The organism is Nocardia higoensis (assembly GCF_015477835.1).
In the GTDB taxonomy this organism is placed as follows: Bacteria; Actinomycetota; Actinomycetes; order Mycobacteriales; family Mycobacteriaceae; genus Nocardia; species Nocardia higoensis_A.
Genome location: NZ_JADLQN010000005.1, coordinates 1 through 15,407 on the forward strand (window position 1 = coordinate 1; position 15,407 = coordinate 15,407).

19 protein-coding genes and 1 riboswitch are annotated in these 15,407 nt (G+C 65.2%); of the genes, 11 read left to right on the forward strand and 8 right to left on the reverse strand.

The features are described 5' to 3' along the window. On the reverse strand, positions 1–166 hold a 166-nt coding region (locus tag IU449_RS22575), incomplete at its 3' end, for an FAD/NAD(P)-binding protein (protein WP_195004155.1). Between the two features lie 315 nt (positions 167–481). Here IU449_RS22575 and IU449_RS22580 point away from each other — a divergent pair. The 3 genes from IU449_RS22580 (at position 482) to IU449_RS22590 (ending at position 2,733) form a co-directional block, all read left to right on the forward strand. Beyond that, positions 482–934: a hypothetical protein gene (locus tag IU449_RS22580; RefSeq protein ID WP_195004156.1), complete on the forward strand. Its 453-nt coding sequence runs from the start codon at positions 482–484 to the stop codon at positions 932–934. Positions 935–978: 44 nt separating this feature from the next. Next, positions 979–1,091, forward strand: a riboswitch (SAM riboswitch). 14 nt (positions 1,092–1,105) lie between these two features. Continuing rightward, entirely contained in the window at positions 1,106–1,522 is a 417-nt protein-coding gene (locus IU449_RS22585) for a rhodanese-like domain-containing protein (protein WP_195004157.1), read from the forward strand. Next, positions 1,519–2,733: an O-succinylhomoserine sulfhydrylase gene (locus tag IU449_RS22590; protein WP_195004158.1), complete on the forward strand. Its 1,215-nt coding sequence runs from the start codon at positions 1,519–1,521 to the stop codon at positions 2,731–2,733. Before IU449_RS22585 ends, IU449_RS22590 begins: the two co-directional genes overlap by 4 nt. Before the next feature lie 272 nt (positions 2,734–3,005). Here IU449_RS22590 and fgd read toward each other — a convergent pair whose 3' ends face one another. Both fgd and IU449_RS22600 read right to left on the reverse strand, forming a co-directional pair. Beyond that, a complete protein-coding gene (gene fgd, locus IU449_RS22595) occupies positions 3,006–4,031 on the reverse strand; it encodes a glucose-6-phosphate dehydrogenase (coenzyme-F420) (RefSeq protein WP_195004159.1) in 1,026 nt (341 codons plus the stop codon). A gap of 116 nt (positions 4,032–4,147) precedes the next feature. Next, positions 4,148–4,513: a VOC family protein gene (locus tag IU449_RS22600; protein ID WP_195004160.1), complete on the reverse strand. Its 366-nt coding sequence runs from the start codon at positions 4,511–4,513 to the stop codon at positions 4,148–4,150. 91 nt (positions 4,514–4,604) lie between these two features. On the opposite strand from IU449_RS22600, the gene IU449_RS22605 reads away from it, so the two are divergent. From IU449_RS22605 to IU449_RS22625, 5 genes are all read left to right on the forward strand, one after another. Then, the gene (locus tag IU449_RS22605; protein ID WP_195004161.1) at positions 4,605–5,558 is read left to right on the forward strand and encodes a helix-turn-helix transcriptional regulator; all 954 of its coding nucleotides are present in this window, start codon (positions 4,605–4,607) and stop codon (positions 5,556–5,558) included. 114 nt (positions 5,559–5,672) lie between these two features. After that, on the forward strand, positions 5,673–6,431 hold the full coding sequence (locus IU449_RS22610; protein WP_195004386.1) for an HAD-IIA family hydrolase: 759 nt from the start codon (positions 5,673–5,675) through the stop codon (positions 6,429–6,431). A 196-nt stretch (positions 6,432–6,627) separates the two neighbouring features. Then, on the forward strand, positions 6,628–7,860 hold the full coding sequence (locus IU449_RS22615; protein WP_195004162.1) for an ABC-three component system protein: 1,233 nt from the start codon (positions 6,628–6,630) through the stop codon (positions 7,858–7,860). Continuing rightward, positions 7,844–8,095 carry an ABC-three component system middle component 6 gene (locus IU449_RS22620; protein ID WP_195004163.1) on the forward strand — a complete coding sequence of 84 codons (252 nt, stop codon included), beginning with the start codon at positions 7,844–7,846 and terminating at the stop codon, positions 8,093–8,095. Before IU449_RS22615 ends, IU449_RS22620 begins: the two co-directional genes overlap by 17 nt. Positions 8,096–8,441: 346 nt before the next feature. Continuing rightward, positions 8,442–9,836, forward strand: coding sequence for an ABC-three component system protein (locus IU449_RS22625; protein WP_324188390.1), 1,395 nt, complete (start codon positions 8,442–8,444; stop codon positions 9,834–9,836). On the opposite strand, the gene IU449_RS22630 is transcribed toward IU449_RS22625, so the two are convergent. Beyond that, positions 9,813–10,049 carry a hypothetical protein gene (locus IU449_RS22630; protein ID WP_195004165.1) on the reverse strand — a complete coding sequence of 79 codons (237 nt, stop codon included), beginning with the start codon at positions 10,047–10,049 and terminating at the stop codon, positions 9,813–9,815. The two genes, IU449_RS22625 and IU449_RS22630, sit on opposite strands and share 24 nt — an antisense overlap. A 198-nt stretch (positions 10,050–10,247) precedes the next feature. Between IU449_RS22630 and IU449_RS22635 the strand changes: the two genes are divergently transcribed. Beyond that, positions 10,248–11,438: a helix-turn-helix domain-containing protein gene (locus IU449_RS22635; RefSeq protein WP_195004166.1), complete on the forward strand. Its 1,191-nt coding sequence runs from the start codon at positions 10,248–10,250 to the stop codon at positions 11,436–11,438. Here the strand turns inward: IU449_RS22635 and IU449_RS22640 are convergent. Then, a complete protein-coding gene (locus tag IU449_RS22640) occupies positions 11,419–12,687 on the reverse strand; it encodes a serine hydrolase domain-containing protein (protein ID WP_195004167.1) in 1,269 nt (422 codons plus the stop codon). The two genes, IU449_RS22635 and IU449_RS22640, sit on opposite strands and share 20 nt — an antisense overlap. 174 nt (positions 12,688–12,861) lie before the next feature. Between IU449_RS22640 and IU449_RS22645 the strand changes: the two genes are divergently transcribed. Beyond that, complete coding sequence (locus IU449_RS22645; RefSeq protein WP_195004168.1) at positions 12,862–13,044, forward strand: hypothetical protein; 183 nt, start codon at positions 12,862–12,864, stop codon at positions 13,042–13,044. Between the two features lie 132 nt (positions 13,045–13,176). Here the strand turns inward: IU449_RS22645 and IU449_RS22650 are convergent, their stop codons facing one another. The 3 genes from IU449_RS22650 to IU449_RS22660 form a co-directional block, all read right to left on the reverse strand. After that, entirely contained in the window at positions 13,177–13,569 is a 393-nt protein-coding gene (locus tag IU449_RS22650) for a DNA-binding protein (protein WP_195004169.1), read from the reverse strand. Next, complete coding sequence (locus IU449_RS22655) at positions 13,569–13,820, reverse strand: hypothetical protein (protein ID WP_195004170.1); 252 nt, start codon at positions 13,818–13,820, stop codon at positions 13,569–13,571. The genes IU449_RS22650 and IU449_RS22655 overlap by 1 nt, the downstream gene beginning before the upstream one ends. Before the next feature lie 175 nt (positions 13,821–13,995). Beyond that, positions 13,996–14,532 (reverse strand): hypothetical protein, encoded by a 537-nt coding sequence (locus tag IU449_RS22660; RefSeq protein ID WP_228805565.1) that lies wholly within the window; start codon positions 14,530–14,532, stop codon positions 13,996–13,998. A gap of 375 nt (positions 14,533–14,907) precedes the next feature. On the opposite strand from IU449_RS22660, the gene IU449_RS22665 reads away from it, so the two are divergent. Further along, on the forward strand, positions 14,908–15,345 hold the full coding sequence (locus tag IU449_RS22665) for a DoxX family protein (protein WP_195004171.1): 438 nt from the start codon (positions 14,908–14,910) through the stop codon (positions 15,343–15,345). Positions 15,346–15,407: the final 62 nt, after the last annotated feature.

The following is a 15,407-nucleotide window of genomic DNA, read 5'->3' on the forward strand; positions in this document are numbered from 1 at the left end:
GGATCAGGCCGAACGGCGCGGGCATGCGTTCGTAGAGATCGATGCTGACCTCGGCATCGGACTTCATCAACGCGTCGGCGGCGTAGATCCCGGCCGGCCCGGCGCCCACGATCGCGATGCGGAGCGGGCGTGCGCCGCTGGCCGGCGCTGCACTCTGTTCGGTCATCTTTTACGCGCACCCTTATCGGTCGAAAACTTCAACTGGAGTTTGTTCTCAGCTTAGGCCCTTGTAGTTAGCCCAGGCTAAGTCGACTCATCGATCCGGCCACCACGTCGGTGTGGACGTCAGCCGCTCGCCGTCGGAATCCAGGTCACGGCGGCTCCTCGCGGGGCCGTGGTCGGCAATTCTATCGGTGGGGTCCGAACGCGCTCGAACCGTGGTCCCCGCCGTCTCCCACGCTACCTGTGTGAGCTCGGCGGGCAACCACAGCGGCCGGGGGGCGCCGCCCGTCCGTGCCTGCTCACCAGGGATCATCGAGGGATGGCCGACAGCGAACCCTCAGCACAGGACGAGCCCGTCATCCCGATCGATCAGACCGACGAGCGGTCGATGACGCCGTTCATCGCCGCCGCGGTGGTCGCGGTGCTGGTGGTGGTCGGCATCGTGCTCGGCGCGATCCTGTCGCCCGCTGAGAAAAATGTCACAGAGGCCGACCGGATCACCGCGGCCGTGCAGAACTTCGTGGAAGGCACCAATGCCACCGACGAGGTGCCGCCGCCCGGTTCCGCCTGCGCGGATTTCGACCCCGGCCGTTCGCCCCTGGCCGATCAGGAAGGTATCGGCAAGACAATCGAACTGAGGTCGGTGACCGGTCAGACCGTCATTGGCGATCGCGCGAAGGCCACGGTCACGACCGCTGTCGACGGTGCGGAGCGGACCGCCACCTGGAACCTGGTACGCGTCGACCGGGGATGGCTCATCTGCACCGACTGAATCGGTTGACAGCGCGACTTCACGGCAGGCAATCTCAGTGCCGAGGTCATGAGTACCAGCGCCAAGCCCCGGCTGGCTGGTCGGCAACCCTCCTCCGCGGTGGGGTGCTCCGGGTGACGACCCGGCCGTACCGACGACGGTGCGGCAAGTGCGGATTCACAGGAGGTTGGAATGAGTTATGCCGGGGACATCACCCCGTCTCAGGCGTGGGAGCTGTTGCGTGACAATCCCGCGGCTGCCCTGATCGACGTGCGCACCGAAGCCGAATGGCGCTTCGTCGGCGTGCCCGACACCAGTTCCATCGACCGGCCCACCACGCTGATCGAATGGGTCGACGGCACGGGCTCGCCCAATCGGCGCTTCGCCGAGCAGTTGAGCAAGGCGCTGGCCGGTCGCGATCCCGAGGCCCCCGTCGTCTTCCTGTGTCGTTCCGGCCAGCGCTCCGCCAACGCCGCGACCTTGGCCACCGATCTGGGAATCGCTCCCGCCTACAACGTGATCGACGGTTTCGAAGGTCCGCTGGACGCCGACGGGCGTCGCGGCGGCGCGGGCTGGCGGGCCGAGGGGCTGCCGTGGAGGCAGTCGTGATCACCGGAGGTTCGTTCGACAAGCCGCTGCCCGAGGGCGTCGGCCCCGCCACCGTCGGGGTGCGCGGCGGGCTGCGCCGCTCCGGTTTCGAGGAGACCTCCGAGGCGCTGTACCTGACCTCCGGATTCGTCTACGAGAGCGCCGAGGCCGCCGAGGCCGCGTTCACCGGCGAGGTCGAGCACTTCGTCTACTCCCGCTACGGCAACCCCACCGTGGCGATGTTCGAGGAGCGCATCCGCCTGATGGACGGCGCGGAAGCCGCGTTCGCCACCGCCAGCGGTATGTCGGCGGTGTTCACCGCGCTCGGCGCGCTGCTGAAGGCCGGTGACCGGCTGGTCGCCGCGCGCAGCCTGTTCGGTTCCTGCTTCGTGGTGTGCAACGAGATCCTGCCGCGCTGGGGCGTGGAGACGGTGTTCGTCGACGGCGAGGATCTCGACCAGTGGGAGCAGGCGCTGTCGGTGCCCACCACGGCCGTGTTCTTCGAGACCCCGGCCAACCCGATGCAGACCCTCGTGGATGTGCGCCGGGTGTCCGAACTCGCCCACGCCGCGGGCGCGAAGGTGGTGCTGGACAACGTCTTCGCCACCCCGCTGCTGCAGAAGGGCTTCGATCTCGGCGCCGACGTGATCGTCTACTCCGGCACCAAGCACATCGACGGCCAGGGCCGGGTACTCGGCGGCGCCATCCTCGGCGATCGGGAATACATCGACGGCCCGGTCAAGAACCTCATGCGTCACACCGGCCCGGCGCTGAGCCCGTTCAACGCGTGGACCCTGCTCAAGGGCCTGGAGACCATGCCGCTGCGGGTTCGGCACTCGACGGAATCGGCACTGAGGATCGCGCGGTTCCTCGAAGGCCACTCCTCGGTCGCATGGGTGAAGTACCCGTTCCTGGAGTCGCATCCGCAGTACGACTTGGCGCGCGGCCAGATGTCCGGCGGCGGCACCGTGGTCACCTTCGAGCTCGCGGCCGGTGACGGCGAGGGCAAGAAGCGCGCATTCGAAGTGCTCAACCGGTTGCGGATCGTCGACATCTCCAACAACCTGGGAGATGCCAAGACACTGATCACCCACCCGGCCACCACCACCCATCGCGCGATGGGGCCGGAAGGTCGAGCCGGTATCGGCCTGAGCGACGGCGTGGTGCGCATCTCCGTCGGCCTGGAGGACGTCGAGGATCTGCTCGGCGATCTCGAACACGCCCTGAGCTGAGACGATCGAGCCGAACCGGGCTCGACACGACTCGGAGCGCATCGAGTTCGGCTCGCGCACAGACTACTTCGGCCCCGCCGCTCGAGATGAGCGGCGGGGCCGAAGTCGTGCACTCGACCGGGTGCGCGACACGGTGCGGCTCAGGCGTGGACATGATCGACCCCGCTCGTGTGTTCGCCGAGGCCGCTGAGGGCGGCTGGCTGCGCAGGCCGGGCCGCCCCGGCCGGGTCGGCGACCCGACCGGTGGCCGACCCGATCGGCGGCGGTCCGATTCAGCCCAGTGCGCGCAGGCGCGGGGCGAGATCGCGCTGGAACAGCCCGAGGAATCGGCGCTGGTCGTGGCCGGGCGCGTGGAAGACCAGGTGGTTCAGGCCCGCGTCCAGGTACGGCTTGATCTGCTCCACGGCCTCGTCCGGGTCGCTGGCCACGATCCAGCGCTTGGCGATCTGCTCGATCGGCAGCGCGTCAGCAGCGGCCTCCATCTCGATCGGGTCGGTGATGCTGTGCTTCTGCTCGGCGGTCAGCGACAGCGGCGCCCAGAAGCGCGTGTTCTCCAGCGCCAGTTCGGGATCGGTGTCGTAGGAGATCTTGATCTCGATCATCCGGTCGATGTCGCCGACCGTGCGCTCGACCTTCGCCGCGCCCTCGGCCAGCGCGGGCATCAGCTTCTCGGTGTAGAGCTCCATGCCCTTGCCCGAGGTGCAGATGAACCCGTCGCCCGCGCGACCGGCGTAGCGGGCCACCAGCGGACCGCCCGCGGCGATGTAGACCGGCAGGCCACCCTCGGGCACGTCGTAGATCGACGCGCCGACGGTCTTGTAGTACTGCCCGTCGAAGTCGACGCGATCACCGGTCCACAGCGCCCGCATCAGGTCCACCGACTCGCGCAGCCGCGCGAACCGCTCCTTGAACTCCGGCCATTCGCCCTGGTAGCCGGTGGCGATCTCGTTGAGCGCCTCACCGGTGCCGACACCGAGCATGACCCGCCCCGGGTACAGGCAGCCCATGGTGGCGAACGCCTGCGCGATCACCGCGGGGTTGTAGCGGAAGGTGGGGGTCAGTACGGAGGTGCCCAGTTGGATGCGTTCGGTGCGCGCGCCCACCGCCGCCATCCAGGCCAGCGAGAACGGCGCGTGCCCGCCCTTGTGCCGCCATGGCTGGAAGTGGTCGCTCACGGTGGCGGAGTCCATGCCGTGCTCCTCGGCCAGGACCGCGATGTCCACCAGTTCGCGCGGACCGAATTGTTCCGCCGACGCCTTGTATCCCAGCTTGAGATCGCCCGTCTCGAGATCACCCATGTGCGTGTCTCTCCTGTCGCTTGTGTGCTCTGCTCTCGCACGGCCGATTTCCGACATTAGTCACGTCGGCCGTGCGCGGAACAGACCGTCCCTGCCGAAGAGGACGCGCCGAGGGGTCAGTCGACCGGCGCCACCCGGATCAGATTGCCGTCGGGGTCGGTGGCGAGGAAGGTGCGCCCGAACACCTCGTCGTGCGGTTCCATCGCGATGCGCACACCCCTGGCCACCCAGTCGCGGTGCAGTGCGTCGATCCGCTCGGCGCCGCCGTCGACCGTCAGGCACACCTCGCTGGTCCGCGTGACGGAGCCGAGGCTGTCGTCTTCGACCCCGCTCCACAGCGCGAGCTGAACGCCGCCGCCCAGGTCGAAGGCGATGAAGCGGGGGCTCTCGTAGAGCGGCTTCATGTCGAAGAGCTCGCCGTAGAACCGGGCCGAGGCCGGCGCGTCGGTGACGTAGACGATGAACATGTTCGGTGCGGTCATGCGCGTTCTCCTTGTGTCGTTGACAGTGACCGCAGCACAGTGCCATTCATATAAGACGGAATCCGTCGTGATTTCTGGAATTCTCGGAAATATGACCCCGGACCGCTTCTTCGCCCTGCTGCTCGCCCTGCAGACGCGCGAGTGCCTCACCACCGCCGACCTGGCCGATCAGGTAGGCGTCTCGCCGCGCACGGTGGTGCGCGATTTGCGGTGGCTGCAAGACGCCGGCTTCCCGATCCTGATTCGCCGCGGCCGGTGGGGTGGAGTCTCGCTGCTGCCCGGCGGCAGCCTCGACACCGCCCGCCTGACCCCCGACGAGCGCGATCACCTCGCCTTGTCCGGCCTCGACGACGCCCAGCGCGACCAGCTCGGCGGCCGTGCCGACGGCCGTAGAGCCCTGGACAAGGTGATCCCGCGTGGCCGGACGCGTCCGGGACAGCTGCTGCCGCTGAGCGCGGTGGTCGTCACCGACAACCGTCCGTGGTTCTCCGTGCAGGCCGGCGGTGTGGAACCGGCGCGGCTGCTGGGTGATCTGCGGCGCGGCGTGCGCCTGCGCATCAACTACCGCCGCGCCGTCGAGACGGAACCGACCTGGCAGGTCGTCGACCCCTACGGCCTGCTCGCCAAGGGCGGTCGGTGGTATCTCGTCGCCGACAAGCAGGGCAGTCCACGCCTGTATCTGCTCGAACGTCTCGTCGAGTGGGAGCCGCTGCGCGTCCCGCGCCGATTGCGGCCGGGCGTCACCGCGGCGCAGATCGCCGCCCAGCTCACCGCGAACTGGGAGAACACCGAGAACCTGCGCGTCGAAGGCCTGCTGCACGTGGCCCAGGTGGAACGCGCCCAGCGCATACTCGGCACCCGCCTGACCCTCCACCCGCCCGCGGACGGCGAGCAGATGCCGTTCACCCTCACCTGCCGCGTCCTTCAGGAAGTGCGACAGCTCCTGCCGTTCGCCGACCAGGCGATCGTCACCGCTCCCGCCGAAGCCCGCGCGTACCTGCGTGACCTGGCCGCCCGCACGCTGGCCCGATACAGCTCACCGTGACGGCCGTGCGCGAGGTCCACCCGGCGATGGCGCAGAATACGACGGGTGACCAAGAGCCAGGCGAGCGAGAGCCACCTCAGCGACGACGAGCCCGTCCTGTCCTACCTGACCGACATGGACGGCGTCTTGGTCAGCGAGGACCACCTGGTCCCCGGCGCGGACAAGTTCCTCGCCGAACTGCGCACGAACGAGATCCCCTTTCTCGTCCTCACCAACAACTCCATCCGCACCCCGCGCGACCTGCAAGCCCGCCTGCGCCTGACCGGCCTGGACATCCCCGAGGAGGCCATCTGGACCTCCGCCCTGGCCACCGCCGCCTTCCTCGACGCCCAGCGCCCCGGCGGCACCGCCTACGTCGTCGGCGAATCCGGCCTCACCACCGCCCTGCACGAGATCGGCTACGTCCTCACCGACCGCGACCCCGACTACGTCGTTCTCGGCGAAACCCGCACGTACTCTTTCGAAGCCATCACCACCGCCATCCGGCTGGTCGAGCGCGGCGCCCGGTTCATCGCCACCAATCCCGACGCCACCGGGCCCTCCCGCGAGGGGCTGCTCCCCGCCACCGGCTCGGTCGCCGCCCTGATCACCCGCGCCACCGGGCGCGAGCCGTACTACGTCGGCAAGCCGAACCCGCTGATGATGCGCTCGGCCCTGCGTCGCATCGGCGCGCACTCCCAATCGGCCGTCATGATCGGCGATCGGATGGACACCGACGTCATCTCCGGCCTCGAGGCCGGTATGCGCACCATCCTGGTGACCACCACCGGCATCTCCACCCGCGCGTCGGTCGAGCAATTCCCCTACCGCCCGACACTGGTGCTGGACACGGTAGCCGATCTCGTCGGCCGGACCGCGAACCCCTTCGCCTGAATCCTCGCCGTTACGCCTGCAAGAGAAGACGGCACCAGCGAGATCGCGGGGTGCTCCAGATCAGTCGAGACCGTCGAAACCTTCGTCTCACGGATTCTTATGAAGTACCGTTCAGCCGTCGTCGGGGGCCTGGTCGTAGGCGCGGCGAGCTCGTCATCGCCACATACGGCGCGACCCGTGGCCAGGCGTGGCCTGTATGGCCGGGCCGCTGATCGGGGTCGCGGTCCTGCTTGCCTGGTCCACGTCGCTCTCAGCTGTGCAATCGAGGCCACGCCGTCCCGGTGTCTACTCGCCGCCGCGATTCGGTGGTTATCCGCTGCTCGGGAGTGCCCGGTCGAACTCGCCGGATGACAATGCCTATCGCGAAACAAGCTGTGCCAAGGGTAATCTCAAAGCTGAAGCCGAAGGCTGCCATGAGAACGTAGGTAGAATCAACGGGCTGTCACTGGCCGAACGAGGGGGCATGATGGGGTTGCAGTCAGCGAACTGGCGTGACTGGTACCGCTTCCGCCATAAGGAAGAATGCTTCCACTCTGGCGCACCGTATGAAGAGTACGTCGCCACAGTCCTGGCACGCTTCCATGATGACTTCATAAACCCTGCTCCGGCTGGTCGCCTTGGCGATGGAGGATGCGATGGCATCGCGGAGAGTGGTACCATCGCCTACGCTTGCTACGGTCAGAGACCTGGACGAAATGCCGAGAACGAGTTAGCCAAAAAGATTCGTAAAGACTTCGATCGTGCCTACAGTCAGTGGAAGACGTTCGAAACCTGGCGGTTTGTAACCAACGCGCCGGTTGGTCCGAAGGCGGCGCAGGTATTCGTCGACCTTCAGCAGGCTCATGGAGCACATCCGCTGCGCCCACTCAAGATTCGCCACTTCGACACAGAGAAGTTGTGGATCGAGGTGGTGAGCAAGCTTGAAGTAGGCGTCCTAAACGAGATTTTCCCTGGAGTGCCCGGCGCTACGAATGTGGAAATGAACGACTTGATCCCGCTACTCGATAAGCTCGGCGCTGCGGCCTCCGCCCCGTACCCACCCGATACGATCCGACCGGTTCCACCAGATAAGATGGAGTTCAACTCGCTCCCCGAGAGTAGTCGCGTCGAGTTCAACAATGGCCGCCTCCTCGCGCCCCGGATCAATGAGTGGTACGCGAGTGCCGCAGACCCGACTCTCTACGACACGCACGGCGACCGCTTCCGAGCCCTATACCGGGATGCCCGGGCGGTGACGACACAGCCCGCCGAGATCCTGGAGCGGCTGTATGTGGCAGTTGCCGGCTCGGACGCACGCATGGACGCCAAGCGCGCCAACGCAGCCTACGCTGTAGTGTCGTACTTCTTTGACTCATGTCACATCTTCGAAGAGCCGCCCGGCGCGGTTGCGGCATCCGGCGAGGAGGTTGCAAGTGCTCTTGCCCACTAAGGGAGTCTCGGTCGACCGCGCCATGATTACGGTCGGTGCCGACCTCCTGGAAGATCTATGCGACCCGCTGTCGGTATCCGCGCTATGGGAACGCTACAGCGAACGTCAGCGCCTCTCAAGGAAGACGGGAAAAATTACCTTCGACTGGTTCTCATTGTCGCTTGCAGCCCTATATGCAATGAGGCTCATTGACATCTCAGCCGACGGCTACCTGCGGCGGACGCATGTTTCTTAGTGAACTCACCTGCTCGGATCCAAGATTCAAGACATTGAATTTCCGATCGGGTCTGAATATTCTCGTTGCGGATCGAACCGAAGTTTCCGATCAGGGGGAGAGTCGCAATAGTAGCGGCAAGACCAGCTTCGTCAAGATCCTGCGTTACTTGGTGGGTGGGGATCTTCCGTCGGAGCTCAGGTCGGCTCAACTCGCCCAGCACGTGTTTACGGCACACCTGAACCTGCCTGTTTCTGACGACTCGGAGCCAGCACTCGTTAGCGTCAGTCGAGCAGTCCAAGCGGGGAACCGAGTGCAGGTTCTCGGTTGGGCGGGTAGATCCTCCCCGCTCGGTTCCGAGCTTCGAGTGGACGAGTGGAAAGATCTGCAGGCGAGGCATTTATTCCACATTCCCGCCAATGCTGAACGTCCGACCACCAGCCAATTGTGGGCTCAGCTGATTCGCACCCATTTCGGTAATCCAGTTAAAAGCTTTCCTGCAGAATCGGATTGGGAGTCGGGGGTGCGGCTCGGCTTCATGCTTGGACTTGCCCCAGAAACTCTCGGCAGAGCTGGCGAAATAGATCGTCTTGACAAGCAGGGCAGAGCGATTCGCAAAGCCGTCAAGGAAGGTGTCTTCACTCACCTGTCACTCGATGAATCCGACCTGCGAGCTCAACTTGCCATCGCGCGTCGACGCCGTGACCGGTTACAGGAGGACCTGCACAGCTTTCAAGTCGATGAACAGTACAGCGAACATCAACGCGAAGCCGACCGCCTCACCAGGGACATAGAGAGGCTAAACGACGAAGGGCTCTCACTTCAGCGCCGAACACGGGAAATTGAGCAGGCGCTGCGTGATGAGGTCTCAGCCACATCGAGCGGCGAGTTGACCGAGAAAGTCAAGCGAGTCTATGCCGAGATCGGTCTTGTGCTGCCGGAATCGGTCACGCGTCGTTATTTTGAGGTTGCTGCGTTCCATGAATCTATAGTTCGCAATAGACGGATATTTCTACAACAGGAACTCGATATAGCTCAATCCCGTCTGGCGGCCATCGATCGCGAGCGCCGAGATTTGGGTCATCGGCGTAGCCAGGTAATTCGCCTGCTTCGCGATACCGTTGCACTCGACACCTTTCTTAGCGCGCAACAGGACTTGGCCACGCTCGAAGCTGATGTCGCCGATATCGAACGCCGTCTCGATGCGGCCCAGTCGATCAGCTCGATCAACGACACGATCAAGATAAAGACGGCTGAACTGGTAGCCGCTGTTCGGGCCGAGACCCATGAACGAGCAAATCAGCTCGATGAGTCTATATCGCTGTTTAATGAGTTGGGTGCGGAAATATATTCCGACCGTGACGCTTCCTTGTATATTGCGCCGTCCTCGAAGGGGATACTTAAGGTTGAGCCCAGGATTTCGGGCGATGCAAGTACTGGGGTGAGAAGCGTCGAAACATTTATGCTTGATTTAGTTTGCACCCTCGCTTCGATCAAGGCGGGGCGGGGGCCGAGAATCCTTGTCCATGACAGCCACCTATTCGATGCGATCGACTCGCGTCAGGTGGCATCTTGTCTAAATATCGGGGCCCGTCTCGCCGATAAGCATGGATTTCAGTACATCGTGGCCCTCAACTCTGATTTCCTGGGTAGTGTAGAAACACAAAGCGAGCGCGCATTCGATGCCGGACCGTATATTCTCGATCAGCGACTGACTGATGAGACGGAGACCGGTGGGCTATTCGGATTCCGCTTCGATTGAGTCTCGGACATATTGTCCGTCCTTCTGGCTTCCGTCAGCAATAGCCCCGCCCTGGACCAGATTCTGAGCCAGGCGGATCTGCCATGCGGTCCGCTCGCGCGGGTAAGCCGACATGCCGCTGATCGCTGACTGCAGGTAGGCGGTCGCCGTCCGGTGATCGGCCAGGCGCATGTAGGCCAGGCCGGTCAGGCCGTAGAGCTGGGCTTCTGGCATGTGTGCCAGATACTCGGGATCATTCCCTCTTGTCGATTCAGTCGGAGCGCGGCTTCTTCGCAGGCAGCCACCGCCCCGAGCTGTTTCTGGTACGGACGAAGGGCCGCTCGCGCCAGTCTCCGTACTTATCAACAAGTTCCGGTCGCCACACGGCCCAGATCTGGGTACTCATATGTGCTTTGCAGCGATAATACTTCGGTGTCCTCAGTGCCATACCGGTTCCATCCGCGTGATACTGCCGAAGGTCTGTTCGGTGCTGAACTACGCGCCCGCCGTATCGAGGCGGGATTGTCGCTGCGTCGGCTGGCACCGCTGGTGCTGGTGAGCCACGACCTGCTGGCCAGGGTTGAGAAGGCGCAGCGGCGACCGCAGTCCGATCTGGTCGAACGGCTCGATACCGTACTCGGCGCAGACGGTGAACTTCGGCGGCTGGCAGCGCCTTTCACCGATTGGACCGCGCCGCGTCGGCCACAGGGCGTGGAGTTGGAGCCAGAGACCGCCGTGTCTACGGTGCGGTCGCTGATCGCACAGGTGCGGGCGGCGGATCACACGATGGCCGCCGCGCATCTCGAGGAGATTTCGGCCTATACCGCAGCTGCGCGGCAGGTCGTTGTGAAGCTTGCGTCCCCGCAGCGGCAGATGCTGTATCAGCTCATCGCCGAGGCACATCAGTTGTCGGGCTGGGTGTTGTTCGATCGGGGGAGCCTTGCTTTGGCTGAAAAAGCTTTCGCTGCGTCGAGAGTGGCAGCCGAGCAGGCGGATGCGTTGGATCTGATGGCCTATATCGGTGGGCCGAACTCGGCCTTCATGAGTATCTGGTCCGGCGAGCCCGCACGCGGCGCGGAACGCGCCTACGGTGCGTTGTCATGGGCGCGGCGAAGTGGAAACCGGCGATTGTCGGCGTTCGTGCTGACCATGTCGGCTCGCTCGCATGCGCGCCTCGGTGAGTCGGAGTTGTGCACGCGGATGCTGCGAGAAGCGGAGTCGGAGCTTTCGAGACATCGCCCTGACCAGCCTGATCCGATCTGGCTGGAAGTCTTCGATGCCGCCGCACTGGCTGGGCATCGAGGGTCTTGCCTTCTCGATCTCGGCCATCACGATCATGCGATCGCTGCTTTGCAAGAGCAGGCATCCGCGAGCGACGAACGGTTCGTTCGCAATCGCACGATCTGGCTGCTCGAACAGGCGGAAGCACAGCTCCGGCTCGACCGGCGTGAGGCTGCCGCGTACACGGTGAACGAGGCGTTGAACCAGGTAGGTGGCGGAACTGTCTCCCCCAGGGTGCGGCGCATGTTTCGTGCGGTGCAACTGAGGATGGGCACATGCGCGGACCCGGCCGTTCGCGATATTGCCGAGAGGTTGCGAGAGTTCAACGCGCAGAGCGCGTGAACGGGTATGTCGCCCAGTAAATTTCAGGGCCATTGGGCGTATCTGCCACCAGCAAGAGTTCCCCTAGTAGGCGACCGGCCACTGCGCGGAACCGTCCGGGACCTTCCTCGACGAATCGGGTGTCTGTCATTGCGGGCTTACGCGCAAGACAGGCGTGTAGACCGTCGGATTCCCATCGGAACAGGGTCTCATCAGCTTCGGACCACCAACTACCCAGCAATGGCTCGATATGGGGCGGGCATTCGGCCAGCCACCACTGCGGTGGCGGGGGAGCGGGGTGTTCGACGATGGCCTCGCACAGGATCTCCGCCGCCAGATCGCCGGGCTCGATTCCCCGGGTGGTATTGGCCAGAACCGCCACCGAAAGACCACTAGCGCGATCGAGCGCAAGCGCGGATTGGAAGCCAGGCATCGCGCCGGTGTGGCCGGAGATGATGACACCGTCGCGTCGTTCCAGGATCAGGCCGAGCCCCCAACCTCGGGTCCAACCGGAGGTGTCGACCATGACGTGCAGGGTGTGCATCTTCTCGACCACCGTCTCGGGCAGCACCGAAGGCTCGTTGCCGCCCAACGCGTGAGCCCAGCACAGGAGATCACCGGCTGTGGACCACAGTTGACCGCCGGCGCCGATCGCACCTTGATCCATGACGGGCTCGCGGTGCACTGTGGCTACGAACGGATCCAACCGGTAGCCGAGTGCGGCCTTCTCGGGCTGGGTCCAGCATGTTCGGTCCATTCCCAGCGGCCGAAGCAGGGTTTCGTCGATCACCGATTCGAACGGCCGACCCGCGACTGCCTCGATCACCTGACCGAGGATCGCGTAGCCGAGGTTGGAGTAGTGCCACCGTTGACCTGGCTCGGCAACGAACTCGACGCGGGAGAACCTTTCCCGGAGTGCGGCGGGAGACGGGCCGAGCATGCTCTCCCACATGTCGGTGGGCGCCTCCCGTTGCAGGCCGCTGGTATGTGACAACAGCATGCGTAGCGACACATGTCCGAACGGTGTGCCCGGCAGGTAGCGCTGAACGCGGTCGTCCAACCCCACTTCGCCGGAGTCGGCCAGCAACACCGTCGATGCGGCGGTGAAGGTCTTGGTGATCGAGCCGATGCGGTAGCTGACTTCTTCAGTCGCCGGAACCCGGTTCTCCGCATCCGCGCAGCCGGACACGGCCACAGCCCGTGACGCGCCACCGACGCCGATCGCCGCCAGCAGACTCGGAATTCGCGCGCTGGACTGCACCTCGGCCACTCGCGCGGACAGCCTGGTCTGCAAGTCCCTGTCCATCGGTTCCTTCCCGTCACCACCAGGATCGCACGAACGAAGATCCGACTTCTGTGCCGTCTGCGCGACCGGTACAGCACTGCTCAGGTGCGCGTCCTGTGCGCTCTTGCGCGAGCGAGAAAGCCCTGCACCGCAGGGGAATTGACCGACAAGGGGTTGATCGGGCCGACGGTCCTCACTCTCGGCTGCCTCATGCGCAGGCAACTGGTGGGTTCCCGGGTGATGCGCCGCTCCGATCTCGAGCGTCCGACCCCGGTCTATACGCTGACCGGCAAGGGCGAAATCGTCGCCGCCGAAATGATTGCCGCCCATATTCAGTGCTGATGGGGTGCGGCGGCTGGACCGCGACCTGCCAGAGCCTGACCCGGGCGAGAGCGTCGCCGTACACGGTGGCCACATCCCCCGGCCCTCGATGTGGAAGCCGGCGTGGCGGTCTCCGAGGAGATTTCGACGGTTTCACACTGCGACGACGGCGATTCCCGGCCCGCACAGCAGCGTGAGATCTTCGGTATCGGAGGTGAGAACGGTGACGGGCGGTGGCGCTGTCCTCGCCACAGCGGCCAGGACGGCATCGATGGCGTACTTGTGGCCGTGGAGACTGTGCGTCCGGATCAGCTCGGCGGCGTCGTCGCTCACCCGTCGAGTGATCTCATGGACGTCCAAGCGGGACAGCGTCCACGAGATTCGATTCTTCGGGAGACGGCCGTGCTCGGCCCCCAGCCGGGTCATCGTGGTGGTGCCGACCCGGATGTTCTCCAGACGCGCGGCTTCGACCCAGGTCACCACCGCGCGATCGCCGCGATAGAGCTTCGACAGCCCTTCGCTGTCGAGCAGCAGTGTGCCGGCCATCAGGCAGCGGCCCCGGACTTCCCGTCGGAGTCGTGGCGCAGCGCGGCTCGGGCGGCATCGATCTCTTCCTGAGTCAGCGGCCCATGGTCCCGGGTGTGGTCCTCGACGATTTCACCGAGCTTGTCCATGGCCACCCGGTGCTCCAGTGCCTCGGTGACATAAGAGGAGAAGCCGCCGGGGCCGACTTGGGCGCGGATGGCCTCGGCCAGCGACTCCGGCAAGCTGACGGAGTATTTTCTACTACCGCTCATGCCACTTATCCTACCATCAGTAGTGTAGTTGCGGTGACGGCGATCGGTGAATTGCACCGATCGCCGGTCGCTCGTGTCCGGATCGACCCCGGTCGGGGTTGGCGGGATCGATCCGGGTTCAGCAGGTGCGCCTGGCCCGCGTAGCGCACGCGGCCGGTGGATCGCGGTTGTGCGATCAGGGAACGAACACTTCTGTTGTCGCCGGGATGCTCGGGCGGTCGGTCCGCACGGTGAGCGCGACCCGTCCGGGCCCCGGGTGGACGTACACGAAGTCGGGGTGGGAGCCCGTCCGCCACGCGGGGATGAAGCGGGTCACCGAGCCGCGCTGGCCGGTGTCGAGGTTGTGCCAGTCGATGATGGCCGTCACGTCGCAGGCCAGCAGGCTCGGCGCCCAGTCGCCCAGCGGGGAAAAGCCTTGCAAGAGACGCAGTTCGATGGAATGGGTGCTTCCCGGCGCGCCGTAGTCGGTGCTGGGCAGGGGCCCGTCGTAGGCAGTGCCTCCGGCGGTGAGCATGCCGACGCAGACGCCGTTGCCCAATGTCCACGTCGGAGCCGAGTTGAACTGCGTCATGGCGCAGCTGCGGGGGCCGACGTTGGACCATCCGAGTTGACAGGGGTCGGCGGCGTTGGCGGTGCCCGGCGCTGCGACGGCCATCGCGGTTCCGACGAGTGCGGTGGCTACGGTGGCTACGAGTCCACGTCCGATTTTCATATACGGATGATCGAGGGCTGTCGTGCGAACATTACTGTTCTCTATGTCTCGATTCGGTCTCCGTGTGGTTCGCCGCAGGACTGCGCCCGGTCGGAATCCGCGGCGGCGCTTGGGTAATGCCCTCAGCGGAGCAAGGATTCGATCAGGTCCATCTCGGATCCGCGCGCGACGGGAGGGCGCCGCCGTCAGCGGGCGGAGCGCACCTTCTGCGACCACAAATCTGAGCACATGCGCAGGACCGTAACAGCGCGCCTCGCACAGGATCGCGCCATTTCTCCGTGAACTCTCGCCGACAGCGATGAGTCCTCGGGCACTGCTCCGTCCTATCAGTTGAACGCGCTACCAACCCGGCGCGACCGACCAGAAGGACCGGATATGACCATCGCCAACCCCTCCGCCGCATCCTCCGCCGACGTCACCAACCGCCCCGGCGCGATCCGCAACCGTGTCCTGTGGACCCTGCAGATCCTGCTCGGCCTGTTCTTCATCATAGCCTCCGGCGGGCCGAAGCTCCTCATGCCGAACGCGCTGGCCGAGAACGCCCCCGAGAATCTGACCATCCCCCTGGCACTGCTGATCTTCATCGGAGTCGCGGAGGTCGCCGGCGGCATCGGCCTGATGGTGCCCCGGCTCAGTGCCCTCGCCGCCGCGGGCCTGTCCGTTCTCACCGTGCTCGCCGCCGCGACGCAGGCGTTCATCGCCGACAAGCCCGCGATGGCGATCTTCCCGCTGGTGCTCGCCGCGATCTTCGCCTGGATCGCCTACGAACGTCGCGCCACCGTTGCCGATCTGCGTAACTTGTTCGCGAGGTGACACTTCCATGATTACGACCGGCGATCGGTGGCACCCACCGATCGCCGCTCGTGCGTTCCCGG